At 41.2% G+C, this 20,463-nt stretch carries 18 protein-coding genes and 1 pseudogene; all 19 read right to left on the reverse strand.

Annotated features, from left to right (window positions below):
• Positions 1-310: 310 nt before the first annotated feature.
• On the reverse strand, positions 311-613 hold the full coding sequence (locus FGT79_RS26760) for a hypothetical protein (RefSeq protein WP_138755906.1): 303 nt from the start codon (positions 611-613) through the stop codon (positions 311-313).
• Positions 614-747: 134 nt separating this feature from the next.
• The gene (locus FGT79_RS26765; RefSeq protein ID WP_138755907.1) at positions 748-1,257 is read right to left on the reverse strand and encodes a hypothetical protein; all 510 of its coding nucleotides are present in this window, start codon (positions 1,255-1,257) and stop codon (positions 748-750) included.
• 39 nt (positions 1,258-1,296) lie between these two features.
• Entirely contained in the window at positions 1,297-2,919 is a 1,623-nt protein-coding gene (locus tag FGT79_RS26770; RefSeq protein WP_138755908.1) for a coiled-coil domain-containing protein, read from the reverse strand.
• Positions 2,920-2,971: 52 nt separating this feature from the next.
• Positions 2,972-4,882, reverse strand: a complete 1,911-nt coding sequence (locus FGT79_RS26775; RefSeq protein WP_138755909.1) for a hypothetical protein — start codon at positions 4,880-4,882, stop codon at positions 2,972-2,974.
• 3 nt (positions 4,883-4,885) lie between these two features.
• The gene (locus FGT79_RS26780; protein ID WP_138755910.1) at positions 4,886-6,727 is read right to left on the reverse strand and encodes a protein kinase family protein; all 1,842 of its coding nucleotides are present in this window, start codon (positions 6,725-6,727) and stop codon (positions 4,886-4,888) included.
• Between the two features lie 43 nt (positions 6,728-6,770).
• Positions 6,771-7,535: a hypothetical protein gene (locus FGT79_RS26785; protein ID WP_138755911.1), complete on the reverse strand. Its 765-nt coding sequence runs from the start codon at positions 7,533-7,535 to the stop codon at positions 6,771-6,773.
• A 47-nt stretch (positions 7,536-7,582) separates the two neighbouring features.
• Positions 7,583-8,332, reverse strand: a complete 750-nt coding sequence (locus tag FGT79_RS32095; RefSeq protein WP_246096656.1) for a vWA domain-containing protein — start codon at positions 8,330-8,332, stop codon at positions 7,583-7,585.
• A gap of 186 nt (positions 8,333-8,518) precedes the next feature.
• Positions 8,519-9,247, reverse strand: a pseudogene (locus FGT79_RS32100) (serine/threonine protein kinase); the annotation flags it as partial.
• A 52-nt stretch (positions 9,248-9,299) separates the two neighbouring features.
• Entirely contained in the window at positions 9,300-9,767 is a 468-nt protein-coding gene (locus FGT79_RS26795; RefSeq protein WP_138755913.1) for a DUF5085 family protein, read from the reverse strand.
• Between the two features lie 2 nt (positions 9,768-9,769).
• Complete coding sequence (locus FGT79_RS26800; RefSeq protein ID WP_138755914.1) at positions 9,770-10,219, reverse strand: DUF5085 family protein; 450 nt, start codon at positions 10,217-10,219, stop codon at positions 9,770-9,772.
• Positions 10,216-11,274 (reverse strand): hypothetical protein, encoded by a 1,059-nt coding sequence (locus FGT79_RS26805; protein WP_138755915.1) that lies wholly within the window; start codon positions 11,272-11,274, stop codon positions 10,216-10,218. Before FGT79_RS26805 ends, FGT79_RS26800 begins: the two co-directional genes overlap by 4 nt.
• 252 nt (positions 11,275-11,526) lie before the next feature.
• Positions 11,527-12,585: a hypothetical protein gene (locus FGT79_RS26810; RefSeq protein WP_138755916.1), complete on the reverse strand. Its 1,059-nt coding sequence runs from the start codon at positions 12,583-12,585 to the stop codon at positions 11,527-11,529.
• A 110-nt stretch (positions 12,586-12,695) separates the two neighbouring features.
• The gene (locus FGT79_RS26815) at positions 12,696-13,748 is read right to left on the reverse strand and encodes a DUF456 domain-containing protein (protein WP_138755917.1); all 1,053 of its coding nucleotides are present in this window, start codon (positions 13,746-13,748) and stop codon (positions 12,696-12,698) included.
• A 241-nt stretch (positions 13,749-13,989) separates the two neighbouring features.
• A complete protein-coding gene (locus FGT79_RS26820) occupies positions 13,990-14,349 on the reverse strand; it encodes a hypothetical protein (protein WP_138755918.1) in 360 nt (119 codons plus the stop codon).
• Positions 14,350-14,430: 81 nt separating this feature from the next.
• Positions 14,431-14,733, reverse strand: a complete 303-nt coding sequence (locus FGT79_RS26825) for a pore-forming ESAT-6 family protein (protein ID WP_138755919.1) — start codon at positions 14,731-14,733, stop codon at positions 14,431-14,433.
• Positions 14,734-14,753: 20 nt separating this feature from the next.
• Positions 14,754-15,056, reverse strand: coding sequence for a WXG100 family type VII secretion target (locus FGT79_RS26830; protein WP_138755920.1), 303 nt, complete (start codon positions 15,054-15,056; stop codon positions 14,754-14,756).
• Between the two features lie 28 nt (positions 15,057-15,084).
• The gene (locus FGT79_RS26835) at positions 15,085-15,336 is read right to left on the reverse strand and encodes a ubiquitin family protein (RefSeq protein ID WP_138755921.1); all 252 of its coding nucleotides are present in this window, start codon (positions 15,334-15,336) and stop codon (positions 15,085-15,087) included.
• The gene (gene essC, locus FGT79_RS26840) at positions 15,329-19,939 is read right to left on the reverse strand and encodes a type VII secretion protein EssC (RefSeq protein ID WP_138755922.1); all 4,611 of its coding nucleotides are present in this window, start codon (positions 19,937-19,939) and stop codon (positions 15,329-15,331) included. Before essC ends, FGT79_RS26835 begins: the two co-directional genes overlap by 8 nt.
• Entirely contained in the window at positions 19,940-20,428 is a 489-nt protein-coding gene (locus FGT79_RS26845; RefSeq protein ID WP_138755923.1) for a hypothetical protein, read from the reverse strand.
• Positions 20,429-20,463 lie beyond the last annotated feature (35 nt).

Raw genomic sequence — 20,463 nt, forward strand, 5'->3', positions numbered from 1 at the left:
GCTGTTTTACAATCGACGGAGAACACATTCCTCCAACGGTTACATCCCGCCATTACAGCGTTTTGAGGCGGTTTAATATCTAGAATAAAAAGTTATAATGAGGTTTTCTTACTGTCCACATAATTAAGGCAAGGTCAGGTTGTGGCGGTGCTAAATCATGGGCACCTGGTGGATCTCCTGTTGATCCAACACCTTTCCACGATTCGATTTTGCGAATAGTCTCTCCTTGTAGCATCAACTTACTTTCTTCCAATTCATGGTCAGCTAGTTGTCTAAACCACGCTTTTTCCTCAGCCGATAGTTCAGTTTTCTACGCTTTTCCCCATCCATACGCTATATTGTAATCTGGAGTGAAGTATCCATCGTAATAATATTTACCATTTTCATCAACCAAATTAACATGTTTAGTTAAAAATAGATGTTTCTTCACTGCAGTAGCTTCCTTTAAACTTAGACCCGTTTTTTTAGAGAATGTTTCAAGTTCCTTTGTATCTAATCCTGTTTGTCTTAATCTATCATATATCTTTAGTGCTGTCTTTTCCGCTTCAAATGCAGGAATAAAAATATTAGGTTCACCTCTTGGCTCAACAGACTTAGGTTTACCCGTTCCCACAGTTATATTATTAAATCAGAAAATAAATAGAAAACCACAGCACGAGTGGATAGCTCGCAATGTGGTATTAATTCTGGTTATATATGATATATTCTACTCATACAGAGTAAATTTATATAAAATTATCGTATTCACTATACTACTCCATCAATTTCATCTAGTCTCTCAATGTTCAATTCAATAAATTCTGTTCTTGGAAAAGAATGAACATTTTGAGGCCACCCATATTTTCCACAAACAAGCTCATTATGGTGATAACTGACTCTCCCACCCCTCTCAAACAACAATATTATAGGCTCATAAAGATCTTCGAAACGTACATCTATGTTTACTCCATAACTAATTATCCATTCCCACTCTAAAAAATATTTGCACAAGAACTCTACCATCCAACCTTGTTTTATTAAATCTAATCCCTCAACCTTTTTTTGGATATCAATTCGTATTTTTTCTTCAATACCTAATACCTGTACTGCACTGTATATGGGCTTACGCATATTATTCTCAGGACAATAAACATCCCTAAAAACGTTACCCCTATTAATAAATTCAGTTACAAGTAATTCATATGATGGTCGGTCATGTTTCCTGAAGCTCCAATCAATATTGATAATTCTTTGTACTGCCTTTTCAAACCTATCCAATGTTTTCCCTCTTCCTTTATGTCATATTTGAAATCCATATTATTTGGGATCACGCATATCAGGTCTAAAACCAGGGTAGTTATCAGGTTGAGGCGGTGCTAGTTCATGAGCACCCGGAGGATCGCCTGTAAATCTTTGATTTTCTATTCCCCCTACATCTCTATAAGGTACACCTTGTTGCATTAATTGCGACTCCGCTAATTCATGATCAGCCAGTTGTCTAAAGTACGCTTTTTCATCTGCTAGTAGTTCTCCCTTTAAAGCACGCTCCCAACCATACGCAACATCCCAGACAGGATGGAAATAGTCGGAATAATACGTTCCCTCATACTGATTAACTAGGTTTTCATGTTTTGTTAGAATCATATGTTCCTTTAAAGTTTTTGCTTCTTCTAAACTTAATCCTGTATTTTTAGCAAATGTCTGAATTTCTTGTATATCCAAACCTGTCGATCTCAACTTCTCATATGTTTGAAGAGCAATTTGATCTTGTCGTACTTCTATTGGAATAACGACCGGTTTACCTCTTGGCTCAAGTTTGATAACAACATTACCCGTCCCCTCCGTCTCTTTACCATTCTCCGAAGGCTTGTCAGACGGCTTTTCTGCCGATTGGTTAGGCTTCGGATTCGTAGGAGTACCACCATTTCCTTGACCGGTAGCACTCTCTGGTTTATCCTTATTTCCTTTACCCGGTAGTCCAGGGATTTTTGGTACTACACTTGAAAACACCAATCCTGCAAACAACACACCTATATAATAACCTTTTTTACTCGGCCCTCCTTTAATGAAATCGTTAAACGTCCACCTCGCTTGTGAGAAACCGTCCTTAGCTACACCAATTGGATCCTTGACCACATTTACGATACCATCTTCCATGTCTTTATAGAGTGCTTTGACTGTTTGGATCGGATGGCTCGCCGTTTGGCTTACGATATCCACAAGCCCTAGTAGACTGCTTTCCATTGCGTAGGCGAATCCCGTTTCGAAGCTACGACCCATGTAGGCCTCTTTATTAGATCTTTCTCCCTCTTTTTTGCTCTGCTCCGCTTGTATAATCCAATCGCGTTGCTCTTCCTCACTTAGACGACCAAACCTCCCTGCCATCAAACGCTTGTAAACCTCAGGATCATTTCGATTTAAGACATCTTCATCTATAATCCTATTATCGTAATTAGGGTACTCGAAACGTGGCTGCTCATCGGCACCCGTCCCTGTTTGCTGCAGTGGACCACTCGCTGGTCGAAATCGCTCGATAAACGTCTCCAACCAATCAAATGCCGAACGTAGAGTCAAAGCCAGCAAAGCGAGCTGCTCTTTTCCTTTTTCAGCATCACTCGCCGCCCGTGCCATGCTTGCATATCTTGCTTCTATCTCTCTGCGAAGAGCCTGTGCCTGCTGCGCCAACGTTTGTTCTAAACCGCTATGCTGCTCCTGCGCACCATGGACGAAGGTATTCAGTTCCCTCAGTTTCTGATCCAGCTCCCGCATCCGCTGTGCCGTTCGATCCAGCCTCGACCGGATGCTTCTTCTGGCTCCAATTGAGGAATCGACTTGATACACCGTCGAAGACAAGCTTCCATGAAGCTGCGCGCATTTCTGCATGCCCTGACTCAGCTTCGGCTTGGCCGCTTCGATGGCATTCAAGTCTATTCGAATCATCGACAAGTCCTGCACCGTCCCATCCATATGGAAATTACGATATTACCTATAACTACCTAAACGCCTCTTCAAACACTTCTTCTACTTCTTTGCTCTCGAAAGGCTTCATACGATTTAGCGAGCACGCACGGATATATTTTATTCGCGGCAGAATGATTACCTTGGCCAATAAGGGATCGATAGTAAGATCATTCACCAATCTGATTGGATCTACAGGCGGATCTATCAAGATTACTTTTTGAGCGATATTTTGTTCTTGGAATGCTTGGACAGCTGGCTTCATTAACTCCGTTCCTCTCGGTGAGCAATCCGTAATGAAATGAATGGACAATGCAGATGAGGCAAGCAGACTAATTAGTTCCGTCTGTGTGGCATCGAGAAGCACATGGATATGAGCATAATAATTCAGCCGTTTCTTTAACTCCATAATTAAATCCGATGCTTGTACCACGGGGTTGTCCAAATTCCCTACCACGCATAAGAAGGATCTCTCCAGGCGCTCATTTAAAAATTCCTCTAATTCAATCGGCTCAATTCCGTATTGAGTCAGCTTGGAATGCCCGGTAAGATCGAGCAGCAGGGTGTTTTGTCTTCTTGAAACGACACCTGACCATGTTAGCGCAGTAGCCGTTCTTCCTGTGTCCGATGGACCAACGAATAGTCTTAGTGAATTTTTTATAACATGATCTACAATAACCACATCTTCGACCCTTTGTGCTTGTAGCAGTTGAATCAGCTTCTGTTGATAGGCAATGATCGTAGCGTCTTCTTCACAGAGTTTGAACACCAAATTAATCACACTTCTGACTTTCTCTTCAATGACTGAGAAAGTCACTTTGTTCCTATTCAGGTCTGATAATAGCCGGCTCGTAATAGCAGCCATATTCTGTGGAACGAATAATGGCTTGATGGGATCCATAATTTCGTTGATATGCGAATAGCTAGAAGGGCCTTTATCTTGAATATGATCAATTAGTTCGTTCACGCTCAAATCCATCGCTTGATACATTTCAATAATCTCTTTCGATAGCTCCATTAAACCCATTTGAACCGAAAGTCTAGCATCAATTAGCTCCTGGAGCTTGCCATGATCCTCGTAGATCAGTCTTGCAGACGTAATTGTGTCGAGTGCCTCTCTCATCTGGTTGATACGGGCATCTACTGTTTCTTCCGCGGACAAGACAATATACTCCATGATATGGGCAAGTTTATCTGCGAATAAGCTGCTCTCTTGCCCTTTGTATGCAGCGCGACTGACTCCAATCTGCTTCAGCTTCTCGAATCGCATATCAGGAGGGATAGTAATGTCTTTGAACACTCTTGCGATTTGAGAGTCCAGTTCCTCCAGCATATTTACAACTTCCGCATACTGGGTATTCTCATTGCTCAGCTCATCTTGAATGCTATTTTTGTTAAGCGATTTTTTCAGATAATCAAAATCTGCAAATTTCCCCAGCTCAGCGAAGCGTTGTTCCAATCCCGCGGAAACTTCACTACTTGACGGTTGAGGGTCAGCTATAGCAGGTGAGTTCTCCGTGCTTGCCACCTCTAACTCCGCTGTCTCGTCAACACTGAAGTGATTTTTTGTGTCCGAGGATTCGAATACCCGTTGATCCTCACTAATCGTGTTACCTTCTATTACGGTATGAACGGCATCTTGTATATCTTCAAGTGTTAACTTGGGAACTTGAATTTTTAGAACGTCACCATCGATTAAGTGATCTTCCGAATCCCTAGTATAGAAATAGACGATCTTAATGGAAGGATGCTTCTCCAGAATCGCCGCATTCAGCGCCATCCCTTTCGGCCCGTTCATATCTTTTGGCCCCAATATGATTGCATCCATCTTGGATTGCGTGGATGCGAGTGGGAGCAGCTCGATTAATTTGGGACTCGTGGTTTGGAAGCCTCTGTCCGCCAATGCCTTCTTTACGAAAGGTCCAAGTGAAGCGCCATAAATCATAATCTAGTCCTCCAATTTAAAGTTTTCTTTGTAGTCGATGAAAAATTTATAATTTAATTGTGCATTGCGGTTACGATTATAAATGAATGGAAAATAATAGCCTTCAACCGTGTTAATCTGCTGTAGAGCAGCTTCATCCAAATTGTAAGCATTTCTAAAATAGCGATGATAATGCTTGATATATACTTCAGACGCTTCGAATATTTTCTGGTGCAGCTCTGTATCTTCGTTCGCATCTGCCTCTGACAATCTCTTAATCTCTTCAAAATCTGTGTTAAGCTGTTGAACGAGCTCGTTACTGCGCTGTGCGAGCGGCTTTCTCAGCTCTGCTACTTGTTCGGTAAGCTCCGAAATCGTTTTGTCTTTGCTGGCTATTTCCAGCTTCAACTGCTCAACCTCTTCACTTATTACCTGAGCTTGTGCTTTATTAGGGACTGTCGGGCCTTCCTTTGATAAGGATTTGAAGTAGTTAAAAGCATAATATCCGCCAAAACCAATTCCCGCTATTATGACTACAGCAGCAATCGTTTGTACCGTCTTTTTAAGTAACTTGCCATATGCAATCTTATTCTTCTCCTTGCTTCTATTAAGCAACTGCTTCTGCAATTGCTCAATTGCCATGTCGATTTCTTTGGCAACGCTTATACGCGGATTCATCGATTGTATGGATCTGTAAGTCTCAATAGCTTTGGCTGCATTTCCTTTATTCTCATATTCTTTTGCCTTGTTCATTAGCTGACTGTAACGAACCTGATCAGGCAATGCATTTTCCTTAGGCGGCACGCTTGCCCTTGGAGAAGCGGCAGATTCGCGATGCCCAGCAGAAACAACCTTCTTCTCCTCCTGGCGGATGACAGCAGCGGCTGGAGCTTGTTCCCGATGAGCCATTGATACGGTTGCATCCTCTCTCATAACAGATGGATCTACTTTGGATAACTCCAACAGCCATTCGCCAAACGTAGGGCATTGACTAAGCTCATCGCTCTCCCAAGCTCTCTGAATGAGAGATACAATTCCTTCTCCCCATATCAGCTTTATTGCTTGAAGAAGATGATCATAACGTCCGCAGAACGTTTGAAGCTCACCAGGTTCGAAATAACTCTCACCCCATGCTTGCTGCGTGAAAACACTAGTAGAAGAGGCAAGCATCTCCATCAGAATAACCGCTCCAGAGAATCGATCCGATTGTGCGTTCCACATTTGAGCATTCACATACTTGGGAGCATAGCCAGGTGAACCGGTAGGCAAATATTCAGGCCTTTCGAATTGAATTGAAAACATCTGCTCCAGATCAATGAGCTGGACGAAATTAGAAGACTTAACTTGATTACGTCCTTCCGCCAGCATGGGCAAGATGAGATTGGGACCGGATAGATCGCAGTGAGCAAGACCGCGTTGTTCCATAGTGACGAGTATTTCGGCTAATGCAAATGCCGCCGTATAGCTTTGTCTACGGGTTAGTTGTTGCTTGTTGAGAACAATATCCATCCAAGTGGGCCCATCAATCCAAGGCATGACGACGGCGTAGAGGAGATCTGGCTCTTGAGCAAGCAAGTCCGGATTATTATGCGGAGTTATGGTCTTTCGTTCACAGGCAGCTAAGCCATCCATCGCCGAAAATTTACTGATTTGGGATGAAAGATGAACGGTCGATGGGTTAGCAAGCTTAGAGCGGAACACCTTGAACGCTTTCTTCTGCTTTCGGTCCTCAGAGTGCAGCAAATAAACAGTACCTTGTCTTCCCTCCTGTCCATATGGCACACCTGGTGCATAGGGATGCTCCCCGATATAAAATAATTGCCCGTTGATCACGAGCTCTGAATTCACTTCTGTCTGAAATGCCATGCCGCTACTCTCCCTCTATTAAATTCGGAATGGAATACAACTGTTAGATGGAATGCCACTCTATCTGAAAAACTGACATATCATCACTGGAAGGATTAACCGCTTCTTTTTTCATGACACTCGATATCGCCTCGATGGAAACATCGTCACTATGATCTATAATCTGCAGGCCATCGGAATAGATGAGCAGCCTTCCTTCATTATCACCATGAAGCAAGTGATTCATATAGATGTGAGGCATTCCACCAACCGGTCCGTTTACGGTATTCCATTGCTCACGCGTATGGAAGCGATCTCCGAAGTATCCCTTTTGTTCCTGCTGATCTGCCCACATTCTAATCCTCGTGTCACCCTGCCAAGCTAATATTATCCTTCCTTGAGGGAAAGCCACACTAGGCATATCGATTCTTCCACAGGCATAAACGGTTGCACTCCCAAGCTTTTTCTTCGCGAGCAATACGTCACGGAGCATCCCTTTAACGCCATCTGGAATTTGATGGTCTTTCAGTTGACTATCGGCTTTATCAGCCCACTCTCTCAAATGCCCATGCAGCTGATTCGACAAGTCCCTTGCATTCAACGATCCTTGATTGAGCGTCGATATCCAATCTCGTAACCTATCTCCCAGAAATCTTGCAGCAAGATCGCCAAAATACGACATACTGATGCCATCGCATAATGCGAAAGCAATATGATTCTGTTCTTCAGCAAGTGTTACATAGTCTTGTCCAACATCCCCAGAGGCTATCGCCTCTGCTGACCGGGAGTAGCCGTATTGATAGCTCCATGTACCTCTATTTACGCGCACGATAGGTGTTTCTGTATGCTGAGAAGTCTGTACAATATTTCTCATAGCTAATATATAGGAGTCGCTGCAGACATTTGAAAGCCCAGCGATACCAAATCAGGATTCGTTCCAGGAAACATAAGATAGGCGCCTTCAGCCAGGTTGTAATTGGCCTCACGCATCATCTGTCGATAGCTCTCTGGAATGACCGATGACATCCGCCTAAGCTTGCGTCCATATTCATCCCGGAAATCTGTATGCTCTTGCACGCCCTGCCAGCGCTTCGGATACTCTACCTCTTGCTGCAATACATCGTCCGAGATAAAGATGTTCTCTACAAGCACGTTGCCATCCTTAACAGACATATCCATAATTCTACGTACGATCGGCTCGGGATCTTCACCGGTATAGACACCATCTGTCATATGGCAGATTAGAGGAGCAGGACCATCCTGTATGCGAGCCAGCTCTGAATGAAGCAGCTGTTCAACATGCTGGAACGCTTTGGCAGTATCTGTGAAACGCTGCGTTTGTAGCGATGGGAGCAAACCTGTATGCATAAGCTCATCTATTCCTTTAATACCGCCAAGTACATCATGTACATCGTCGCTATAGGCATATACAGCAACACGATAGCGAGAAGATATTCTACTGCCCTTGGTTGAACGGAACACCATCTGCTTCAAGGCGACATACAAAGAATCAGTAACCAAGTCAAGACGACGTTTCTCTCCGTTCATCAGTGTCATCGATCCACTGACATCTAGCAAATATATAATTAGCCCAGGATGATTCTGTGAAGCTTGCACGGTGTGCATCTTCCTGCCTATGTTTGGAGCTGCAGATTCTTGTTGTGGGAGATGCTGCTGACTTTGGTGTATATGCTGTGCGCCCGGTTTAATCATTAACGTCTTCGAAATATCGGATTCAACCCGAGCTCCTGAGTCTGCTTGTATCTGTTCCAGCATCGCTCTAACATCATTAATATCTTGATATCTCAGATTGGGGTCCGTCTCAAGCAATTGCTGCAGTAGACGCACAAACTCACTTGGGAACTGGGCGAACACCTGACTGAGCGGTACCGTATTCCTGAAATAATAATGTCCGCCGCTAGCCAGGTAATACATGATTGCTCCTACCGCATAAATATCGGTCCGCGGATCCGTTTGCTTGTTCTCGAATTGTTCAGGGGCTGCGAATGCAACGGTTCCCATCTGTACGGTGTCCGATAATTTGGCTTCATCATATTTGCGAGCAATTCCGAAGTCGATCAGCTTTAATCGTCCGTATTCATCCAGCATCAGGTTTGATGGCTTAAGATCTCTGAATACAATCGGGCTTTCTTGATGATGCAAATAACTTAATACCTCACATAACTGCGAAGCAAAGGCTATAATCTCTTGTAAAGCCAAATTACAGGCTGCATCTTCGAAATGCTTCTGAAGCGTGACACCATTTATGTATTCCATAACTAAGTAACAGTTGCCGATTTCATCTGGCTCAAAGTAATCCGTAATCTTTGGGATGCTGGGATGTGACAAGCTGGTCAACAATCGCGCTTCTTCAAGGAAGGCTTCGTTATTGTTAATCTGGGTCATCTCCTTCACAACCCAAATTTTATTGTTTAATTTGCTGTCTTTGACTAGGTAAACGCATCCCATTCCTCCTTTGGCTAAAAGGGACTCTACCTTGTATCGACCACCAAGTACATCACCGTTTTGTAACAAGAACACTCACCTTACCTTTATGTAGTTTCCGAATAAAGCTTCACATCTTATATCCACATTAACGCCATACAGGCTCTTTCTTTTCCTCTGGCACAATACCAATCTTAATAAAAACGTACTGCAAGGAGTGATCACCAGATAGAATATGGAAGATCGGTGTCACTTGACGGAGATGATTTTGCTTAATATATTCCAATAAATAACCATAGGCTATCTCGGTAGTAGTCTCAACCTCATTGTAGACGCAGTACGTTATCATATCTTCAATGTTGAAATAACTGTGGAAATGCATATCTTCTATCACATCGACTTGATTCTCAATCACTGGCATAAAAAATTCAGCCTCAACCATTTCATCCATCGGCACGTTATTAATGGAATAAAATAATGGTCCATTTACCGTTGCATTAATCTTAATAATATCGGTAACAAAGCTTTCCATAATCGCATTCATTTCATTGTAATGATAGCGATATTTCTTCGAAATCACATTCGTATAACGAATTGAATCCCCTAGCAGTACCATGCTTAGCCCTCCTTGATGATCGGGGCACAAATATCAATTACGCCACCGCCGAATACATCCAGATAAATATTGTAAAAGGGTTCTTGCAGGGTTAGTTGGTGGGCTTCCGCGCATGCCCGCAGCAGCTCATACGATTCTTCGATACTCTCATCCAAATCAGCATGTCTTAAGACCAGCGCGTCTTGGACAATCCACGTTTCTTCGAATTGATACTGCTCATTCTTCTCCATCGCGACTGGCTCGCTGACTGGAATATAAAAGTTGTATTCCACCTTATTCGTCTTAGGCTCCAATGCAAGGGCTTGATACATAACCGGCCCTGTCCCATAAAGACCATTTCTAATAACTGCATTTCTCAGCCCTTGAGCAGCCTCATACCAATTTTCCGACTCTGTAGTTATTCGAGCACTAATCACATTCTTGAACATAATGGGGCAACGTTTTATTTTCATTCCAGCCATCTCCTTCTTCCTTGTATCTGATGTTTTCGCAATAGATAAATAAAATTAAAGCACCATACATATACGACAGGAATCATATATATCGAAAAATGAAGCATTCCCGTTGAAGAGTCTACCGTATAGGCTCCTGTTACAAACGGTATAAATGCAATTAGGAAGCATACGCCAATACCGGAGAGGATGCCATTTATAAAATACATACCATTGTATGATATAGGATATTGGCTTATCCACTTGAGTAGTAGATATAAGAGTGTTACATAAAGCGTAAAGCCAAAACCGTTCAATGGCTCAAAGGTTATTTGTGTACCCATAATTCCAATAAAAATTAAACAAAAGTATTGAATCATCTTTATCAAAATTAGAAAGTACCATTTTGTTTCTTTCGGTACAAAAGCAGTTTCGTGTGCCGAATGAGGTGATTCTGGCTTCAATAAGTCGAACTCATTCTTCAGCTTAGAAATGGTTGCGTTGAAGACCTCAGACCATTTCAGGGCGATATATACTTGAATAATGAAAGCATGATATAAAATAACCAATGGATAGCCTTCTGGGGAATAACCAAACTTTTTAGCTATCTTCCATAAAATAATGATAAACGCTATATAGCAAAAACATTTGATGAATGCATACACCCACTCTGGATTCCGCTCGTTTTTTTCTTTTTCTATTTTTATAGCGGAGGCTGCTTTATTCAAGCTCCGTGTTTTTAGAACGGTTGCTGCTGCTAGAAAAACAAATCCGCCCACTAACGTTACTATTCCTATGGCTATATTGCTGTCAGGTAAATTTTTTGCATCATTAACGATAAAATACATGAAATAACCATCTAACGAGAATTTTATTAACGTCACACATACAATGACTAAGTGTAGTTTTTGATATTTAAATGCTCTTTTTTCGGAAGAGAAAAACACGGCTGAACATAGTTGTAGAAAAAGGATTACGAATAAAGCTAGCACTATGCCATTTGAAGTCTTCTCTACATAATCAGCATTAAAGGATACCGTTAACCCTAAAACACTTGTAGTAATTGCACTTAACATAACCATCTTCCATAATAAACTCGATGCCCACTCCGGGTGATAACGCTTGAAGATCGAACTTCTTTTACTTCGATTATTGCCATTCTCTAAGTCTCTCAGAACGATCCCCCCTACCAGAACAGCTTGGATAGCTGATTAATAACGCTATCAGCGGCTTTATTCGCAGAATCCTTTGTATAATCAACAAGACTTTTCTTCGGATCATCCCCAAACCACTAAATCATCCTCAAAATATAAATATGTAAATGTTTATTATTCTAGCCATCTCCTTCTTCCTTGGATCTGATGTTTTCGCAATAGATAAATAAAATTAAAGCACCATACATATACCATAGAAATCATACTTATGAATAATTGAAGCATTCCCATTGAAAAATCTACCGTGTAGGTCCCTATTACAAATGAAATAAATAGCAGTAGGAAGCATACACCAATACCGGAGAGGATGCCATTTATAAAATACATACCGTTGTATGATATAGGATATTGGCTTATCCACTTGAGTAGTAGATATAGGAGTGTTACATAGAGTGTAAAGTTAAAACCATTTAATGGCTCAAAGGTTATTTTTGTACCCAGAAATCCAATGAAAAATAAGCAAAAATACTGAATCATCTTTATCAAAATTAGAAAGTACCATTTTGTTTCTTTCGGTACAAAATCGGTTTCGTGTGCCAAATGAGAAGGTTTCGGCTTCAATAAGTCGAACTCATTCTTCAGCTTAGAAATGGTTGCGTTGAAGACCTCAGACCATTTCAGGGCGATATATACTTGAATAATGAAAGCATGATATAAAATAACCAATGGATAGCCTTCTGGGGAATAACCAAACTTTTTAGCTATCTTCCATAAAATAATGATAAACGCTATATAGCAAAAACATTTGATGAATGCATACACCCACTCTGGATTCCGCTCGTTTTTTTCTTTTTCTATTTTTATAGCGGAGGCTGCTTTATTCAAGCTCCGTGTTTTTAGAACGGTTGCTGCTGCTAGAAAAACAAATCCGCCCACTAACGTTACTATTCCTATGGCTATATTGCTGTCAGGTAAATTTTTTGCATCATTAACGATAAAATACATGAAATAACCATCTAACGAGAATTTTATTAACGTCACACATACAATGACTAAGTGTAGTTTTTGATATTTAAATGCTCTTTTTTCGGAAGAGAAAAACACGGCTGAACATAGTTGTAGAAAAAGGATTACGAATAAAGCTAGCACTATGCCATTTGAAGTCTTCTCTACATAATCAGCATTAAAGGATACCGTTAACCCTAAAACACTTGTAGTAATTGCACTTAACATAACCATCTTCCATAATAAACTCGATGCCCACTCCGGGTGATAACGCTTGAAGATCGAACTTCTTTTACTTCGATTATTGCCATTCTCTAAGTCTCTCAGAACGATCCCCCCTACCAAAACAGCTTGGATAGCTTATCGATTCCTTTGCTTGCATTATCATATATGTCGTTAGCCAGTTTGTTTGCAGAATCCTTTGTATAATCAACAAGGCTTTTTTTAGGATCATCCCCAAATACCTTTACGTTTGCCGCGAAATTCAGACCTGCTCCAACAGCTGCCCCTACTATTGTTCCTGCAGGTGGTAAGAAAAACGATCCGACTACTGCGCCCACTGCCATAGAACCCGCACCAGCTCCTACATCTACAGATAAATCAACAAAAAATTTAGCAACCTTCTTTGGTGAAGCGTGCCACTCTCCCGTATTCTGATTATAGAAAGTACTAAACCCATTATCTATGACTGTTAAACTTGAACCTAGTATACCGAATCCCTTCCCGAATTTGGTAATCGTGGAAGCACCCTTCCAACCTGTAAAGTCTTTCCATATGGTGTTTTCACTAATAGCAGCCTTTGCCGCTTTTATTGCCACATTTGGCTTAGAGTCAGACAAATTTTTAATAGCCGCGTTTAAATCCACAAATTGGGTTGAGGTATCCTTAAGCTTTTCGCTTCTTTTGGTGTAGTCCGACACCTTTACACCATTTTTCGTGCCTTTGTTTCCATATAGAAAAAGACCGTCATTAACCAAGCGATTAATTAGGTTACTGTCCCATTTCCCGCTAGCTCCACCCAAGTAAGTAACAAGAAGCTCCCTGTAGGATTGATAATTTATTGGTTTGGTTCCATTTAATATTTTAATGAATGTATTTCCGTTTTCCTTAAACATAGTAAACTTTAAATTCCCCGCTGCGATTAATAAACTTTTGGAATCTAGAACATTAGCCGCAAACAGGATAGAAGCATTACGCAACGGCATTAATATTTCGCTTTTACTTACAAGATCCGCGTAAAAATCCTTAATCTGATCCCCGATTGTTTTATTATAGGCATAAGCGATTTCCTTCGCCCTATTAATTAGTTCCTCTTCCGTTTGGCTGTATTCATTCAATCCCTGCTGCAACAACTGGTTTAAGTTCTCTAATCGACCTTCTAAGCTGTGCAAGCTATTATTTATCCCATTCATTCTGGAACCGATATTTCTGCGCGCGCTAATACTGGAATCTACGCCGCCTCTTACTGAGGCTATATTCGACCGTACAGCTGACAACTTGGCCATATTTCTTCGGAATTCCAGGCTTAATGTTTGAACTGCGTTCATATCGAATATAAGTTGAGACACTTAAAAGGCACTCCTTAAATAAAATATGTTTACGATCCTTCTCATCTCTATTAGCGTAATTCGCTCATTTTTTCCCAGTAGATGCCTTTGCTTTAGCTGCAGTTGCAGCAGCTTGTTTTGCAGCAGCCTCTTCCGCTGCCCGTCTCGCTGCTGCGGCTGCGGCTGCCGCCTCTTCTTCACGTCTAATTTCATTAGCAACGGAACTAATATCACTGCTTAATGAATCCAATTCCGAAGAAATTGTACCGAGCTCTGCTGTAATCAAATCCAGCGCTCTATTCACAAACTGTATTTCAATAGACTGCCAGGCCTGATTTAGTTCCGTCTTATATTGAACCAGACCGTTTTTTATACCTCTTAATTCTGCCGCATATCCACTTATGCTGTTAGACTGCGAATAGGCCATTGAAACGTTAATCCCCATGACGACACCAGCTTTCCTTAAATTCGTTAATACAACAAAACGGGGGTATAATGCTCGCCCCCGAAATCTGTATTAACCTGTTTATTTAAAAGCGCTTGCGTTGTTGTTAATCGCAGTCTCTGCAGCATCGTAATCGGATACAGCGCCATCTAAGAAAGCTGCATACGACTCTACAACAGCCCGATACTCCTCAAATCGAGGGGCAAATGAATTAAAATTGTTTCTAATGGTCGTGGAAGCATCACTCTGCCATGATGCTGCCAGGCCGTCCATCTCTTTTTTGATTTCGCCCAGTCTTTCCGTCAAAGACTTATTAATTCTACGAAGTGAAGCTGCCGTCTTGGTAACCTCACCTAACGAAATATTAATTCCTTCTATAGCCATGAGCAGTTCCTCCTAAATAATTAGTTAGTTAACTTTCTAGCCGAGCTTTCCAAATTACTTTGTGTAGCCGTATATCTATCAGCGCTTGTCTTTAAGAAACTAGCGTATTCCGACGTAATCTCTTTCATTCTAGTGAAATCATCTTGGAAACCTTTGATTTGGTTGACAAAAGCTACATTGTCCTTACCTTGCCAAGCAGCTCCCATTCCCTCCACTTCAGTAAATAACAGTGTGTACTGTTTTACATATTCGGCAACCATTCCATCCATCTTCTGTGACGCTGAAGTTAGTTTTGCAGGATCAACCACAATTTTTCTAGCCATTTTAATTACTCCCTTCAATAAGTATTATTTATATTAACATCAGTCTAGAGCCGTTTTGTAAGCCTAGCTCTATGGCTGATTGGTTAATATCCAGCAGTATTCCGCTTTCTTGATCGCATAGCATAGTATCTTGTCCCGCAGTGAAATAGCCATCGGATAGTTCCGTTATAGCCGCTGCTAATAAGGCTTCGACTTCGTGAAGCTTCGTAAGTGTTGGAATATAGACATCGTAGCTTCTGTTCAGAGCTGGGATATAGACTTCGATTAAAAACTTATCCAACCAACTCCACCTCCAAGTCAGTCGTCATGGAAGTGAGCAGCTTCACTAACGTGAATTTCCCTCTTACCACTGCGTAACCAAACTCATCGCCAATTTCTTGGTATAGTTCATTGGACATTTTGGTCAGCTTAAGCTGATATTGATCCGAAATCCCATTCCCTAACCATATTCCATCATTAAGAGACACGTTTGTTTTGAACCAACTCTCATAAGAGAGAGCAGAAATAGACGAAACGGCATCGCTAATAATGAAGTTAACGTTGTAAACTATATTACCTTTCTCAAGCAATATTTTGAGCTTATCCTGCGTATCTTCCGATATCTTGGACATTAAGCCTGAGAAAGAGTGGATCATGCATGTCATTTGTTCAAATACAGGTGCAGGCTGTCCTTCGTCCTTCGCATCCTTGTAGCTGTTATTACGATTCACTAGCGTATTAAACAATTCAATAACAACTTGATCAAATTGCTTATCATCCTTTATATGCGTATAAGTCTTGTCGCTATCGAGCTCAAACGTATCATGAGAATCGATTACGATTAACTTCGTATCCCCGTATGCTGCAATTACTTCTGCTAAGCCTTGCATGAAGCTCGCACTCTCATTACTCTGCGACAGAACAAGGTTAATATAACGATTGAAGGAATAATTGGACAACTGCAGGCTGTTTTTCTCCACACCTATCGGAATTGTAGTCCAATCCTTAGGTCTCGGTTCTTGTTCCAAATAAACGGTATCAATCTTCTCCGGCAAGATTGGAACTCTTCTTGCAGATGCTCCATCCCATTGCTTCAGGTAGCCGTAGCAGTACTCACGAACAAGATCTAAAGTGCGCTCAACATCTTGAAAGATATGAGCAGTTTGGAATTCGTAGGTGCGATCTGTTTTCACAATTCCTCTACCTTTTAATTTGGAAGGATATACACCATCTGTATTTCCTAACACGCCCGAGTAATCTGATGCATCATTTAATTGCAGTACATATAGCTGCTTGAAGTTTTGCAAAATTCGGTATCTCACAGCATTCGTATTTAATGCTGTGAATATGAAATAAATACCATACTTGATGCCCTCACGCGTTAGATAAGAGATGGCATCTTCCTTCTCCTCATAGGTCTCTGCAAAAGCCGAGTAGTTATGGATCATGACAACAATCGATTCCAATCCGAATTTCGTAGACCTAATGTAAGAATGATAATCTCCACCGTAATCAGAAAACAACTTTTTCCTCTTCTCAATCTCTTGATACAACATTTTGAACAAGTTATTAATTTTCTCTGCGTCATGGGACAATAGGACATCTCCCACATGTGGTGCTTTTCCAAAAACTTTTAACGTCTCAGAGCCAAAATCCATAATATAGAGATGAACTTCCTCTGGTGTGTGCTCGTTAATAATGGAATAGATTAATGTCGTCAAAAATGTGGTCTTCCCGCTTCCAGCTGATCCATATATAATCGCGTTACCTTCTTGACTTAAAGGAAATGTCATTCTGAACTGACTCTGGTTAGCTGGATCATCAACTTCTCCCAGTGTAGGGTTTATCCAATATGGGGTGGTCTCATAGGCCTGATATTTATCCTGCAGCTCCGGAATATAAATGAATTCCGGGATAGGATCAAGCCATAATGGCTTAACCTTAATTCCCTCTTCTTTGGCAATTTCCGCTAAGTACTCGTTAATCTCATCGATCTGCTTTGGTGGGTTTTTAGAAGCCATTTCCCTCTTATCACTCTTAACTTGCTTGAGCGTTCTCCCAAAATGATCAATAATAACGATACTCTCATCCTTTTGCTTCTCTACGCGGTCTGTCGGATAATAAGGAGCTCCCGCCCAAGAGGACTGTCCTAACTCGAACAATTCATTAAAGCCGACCTGAACATAGTAACGACCAGTGATAGATAGCTCCGCGGCATCTGGACGTTTAATCATATCCATGCTGTCTGCCTTTTCTTGTACTTTAAGGCAAATTCTAAATTTGCTGTTGCTCCATATTTGATCATCAACTACTCCTGATGGCTTCTGCGTCGCAAGTATTAAATGCACCCCTAAGCTTCTTCCAATCCTTGCTGCACTAATTAGCTGCTCCATGAATTCAGGCTGTTGTGTCTTTAGTTCTGCAAATTCATCCGAAATCATGAATAAATGCTGAAGCGGCTCCGTAACCAAACCCTCACGAAATAATTTTTGATATTTATAGATATCAATGTTGCTTGTATTTACCTTTTTGCTTGTTTCACTAAAAATAGCTTGGCGGCGTTTCAGTTCACTCTGAATGGAGATTAAAGAACGTTTGACAGCGGCTCCATCTAGATTGGTAATTGTACCTGCCAAATGAGGAAGCTTAGTAAACGCATTGGCCATTCCGCCACCCTTATAATCAATTAGAATAAAAGCAACTTCATTGGGATGGTAATTGACAGCAAGGGAGAGGATATAGGTCATGATGAATTCACTTTTCCCTGATCCTGTCATCCCCGCAATAAGACCATGAGGACCATGGTATTTCTCATGTAGATCTAGTTTGAACAAATCCCCTGACGGGTCCACACCAATAGGTGTCTCTAATGTCAAGGTAGGGTCATTTTCCTTCCAACGGGTAAGCGCATTTAAATGCTCGATTTTTCCTACGTTGAACATATCAAGAAAAGTTAGCATCGTAGGCAATGTGTAATTGGCTTCCGTTGAATGTAATTGAAGATTTGCCAAGCTTACTGCCAGATCCCGTTCATCTTGCTTGAGGTAAAGATCCGGTTGAAAGCCGATATGCTGACCCGTAATATCGTCTCTGTCATACATTTTTGAGAGTGTCCTATCCGCTTCCACCACGATTGAGCATTCCTTCGGTAAATTCATGAGCTCATCATATAAGTGAACAACGCTGACACCTAAATTTTTCTTATGCTTATATATAGAAGTCAACAATTCTGTTTGGGTAGCCAACTCCTTATTCATGGCGAACACCACATAATAAGGTCCAAGCTCATCCAACCTATCTGAAGTTAAACTTTCCCTTCTCGAAAATTCCTTATCGAGATACACGGACAGCTCTTTCACATCGCTAGACTGCGTTGCAACGAATCGGATACCCGCTTCTTTGTTCCATACATGGGGCAGCCATTTCACAAATTCCCATATATGTTGTTCACTGCGGTTATACATAAATACAAACTTCAGTTCATCATAGCTATGTAACGAAGACAATTGAAGAATTAATCCCTTGATTAAATCAGTAACACTATTCCTACTGCCAATGATGCCTATGATTCTATCTTCTAATAAGGATAATGTAATAGGAACATTATTTAACGTCTTGGGAGCATCCGCCAAGGCATACAATTCATCCATCAAATTGTCATCTTCCATTGTGAAACGTTTCTCTTGCACTTTGATATCAGCGTTCAATGGCAAGGAACCGATACCTAGTCTAATTTTCAGAAAATCATCTTGGCCCAGTGTTCTTTCCCATAAATTCCGTTGCCGCTGTCTAATTCTGTTCAGCGTACTATCTAACGATGAATGGTTTTCATGCAGCAGAGCCGTTTGATGCTCACATTCGGCCATTATATTCTGATCTGTCTCTTCCAAATACGCCTTATACTTTTCTTGCCTCATTCGTTCTCTTTCTTTGCGCTTCTTATTCTCATGACGCCTAGTTAGAACCGGCCACAAGATCGCTCCTATCAGCATGCTGGAAGACATCATAAGCGTAGGCATCGCCTGAGTCATGTTTCCTGTAGTCTTTAACGAATTCTGTATGGTGAACAATCCCATAAAGACTGCCGCCATCCCCATAGTTAGAGAGGGACCCAGCATAAGCATAAATGGCGTTTGCTCCTGATTACCCAGCGCCGGAGGGGTATCAATTTTAAATTCCGTTCTCTTAATTTCCCTTTTAAAACGCGGAGAACGATAGAAATAGTCAAGCTCTATCTCATCTTCATCCATCTCATCATCTTCCGAATTTCTCACCGTTGGTTTCGAGAAGGGAACAAGCATAGAACGGTTGTACGTTAATTGACCGTCAGGGTTATTAACAGAAATAAATCCTCTGCCCACAATGATTTTTAAGCCCATAATATAAATGATGTCTCCTGGTGCCAATATCTTATGCTTAACCCGAACGCCATTGACAAAGGTTCCGTTCGAGCTGCTCAGATCCTGTATCGATAACTCATTATGGCCAATTATTAATTCAGCATGTTTGGAGGATGTATACAAGTTAGAGAAGCACATATCGCATAATGCTGCTCGCCCAATTACGACGTTGCCCTCAGTTGGTAATTGCAGCTTAACAAATTGCTTGCGATCCTCCGTTACAGGTTCAGAATAGAGCCAAGCTCCCTCATGAGTCCTGTTCAAAGATAATCCATAGAATGAAAGCGGTTCGAGCACCAGTTCCTTAATCTTCTGATGGTTTTGATCAACTAATGTAGCATATTTGTTTGATTTCAATACCCATCTTCCATGAATACCTTCTACTCCAATGACTCTTTCCTCATATCCCTCGTCATTGATTTGGGTCACCCAATATTGACCCTTCTGTTTCTCAGGCAATACACAGGTATACAGCACATTTTCTTTCAACAATGAAAGCTGCAATTAATACACCTCTTCCTCTAAAGCGCTGTCTGCATTTATGGCGTGAATTCTAAAACCACCTGATGTGATTGCAATATCCCAATATTCCACCATATCGTCACCTAGTTTGATTTTCATTCCTCTTTTTATCTCAACATGCCGGTGCATAATGGTTTTCTTAATTGATATTTCGTGCTGAGAATACTCAATAATATTCCAATTGCGTTGTCTATGCTTTCTAGATCCAAACATTTTAGGCGGGTTACGATATAAGAATTCAATAAGGTCATTGCATACTCTGCTTGAGGCAAATTTGCTGAAGAGCATGATGTCCATCGTTTCGTGTGTTAAAATATAAGCATCGTCCGCTTTTTCAAGAAATGTAATTAAAGCAGAATAATCAAAGGAATATTCCCCTGTCACCACTTTTGACTTCCGTGATCTATGAACAGCAGCCACGACTGCGCAAACAATCGCTACTAGGCTCAATGTGATAATGTAAGGCAACATTTACGCTCACCGCTTTACCGATTAATTACTCACCG

The organism is Paenibacillus sinopodophylli, from assembly GCF_005930355.1.
GTDB lineage: Bacteria > Bacillota > Bacilli > Paenibacillales > Paenibacillaceae > Pristimantibacillus > Pristimantibacillus sinopodophylli.

Excerpts from the sequence above, each read along its gene's own strand:
- FGT79_RS26795 (WP_138755913.1), bottom strand. The coding sequence starts at position 9,767 with ATGGTACTGCTAGGGGATTCAATTCGTTATACGAATGTGATTTCGAAG.
- FGT79_RS26810 (WP_138755916.1), bottom strand. The coding sequence starts at position 12,585 with ATGTTAAGTGCAATTACTACAAGTGTTTTAGGGTTAACGGTATCCTTT.
- FGT79_RS26825 (WP_138755919.1), bottom strand. The coding sequence starts at position 14,733 with ATGGCTATAGAAGGAATTAATATTTCGTTAGGTGAGGTTACCAAGACG.
- FGT79_RS26780 (WP_138755910.1), bottom strand. The coding sequence starts at position 6,727 with ATGGCATTTCAGACAGAAGTGAATTCAGAGCTCGTGATCAACGGGCAA.
- FGT79_RS26770 (WP_138755908.1), bottom strand. The coding sequence starts at position 2,919 with ATGATTCGAATAGACTTGAATGCCATCGAAGCGGCCAAGCCGAAGCTG.
- FGT79_RS26845 (WP_138755923.1), bottom strand. The coding sequence starts at position 20,428 with ATGTTGCCTTACATTATCACATTGAGCCTAGTAGCGATTGTTTGCGCA.
- FGT79_RS26775 (WP_138755909.1), bottom strand. The coding sequence starts at position 4,882 with ATGATTTATGGCGCTTCACTTGGACCTTTCGTAAAGAAGGCATTGGCG.
- FGT79_RS26800 (WP_138755914.1), bottom strand. The coding sequence starts at position 10,219 with ATGAAAATAAAACGTTGCCCCATTATGTTCAAGAATGTGATTAGTGCT.
- FGT79_RS26820 (WP_138755918.1), bottom strand. The coding sequence starts at position 14,349 with ATGGGGATTAACGTTTCAATGGCCTATTCGCAGTCTAACAGCATAAGT.
- FGT79_RS26830 (WP_138755920.1), bottom strand. The coding sequence starts at position 15,056 with ATGGCTAGAAAAATTGTGGTTGATCCTGCAAAACTAACTTCAGCGTCA.
- FGT79_RS32095 (WP_246096656.1), bottom strand. The coding sequence starts at position 8,332 with ATGCACACCGTGCAAGCTTCACAGAATCATCCTGGGCTAATTATATAT.
- FGT79_RS26805 (WP_138755915.1), bottom strand. The coding sequence starts at position 11,274 with ATGTTAAGTGCAATTACTACAAGTGTTTTAGGGTTAACGGTATCCTTT.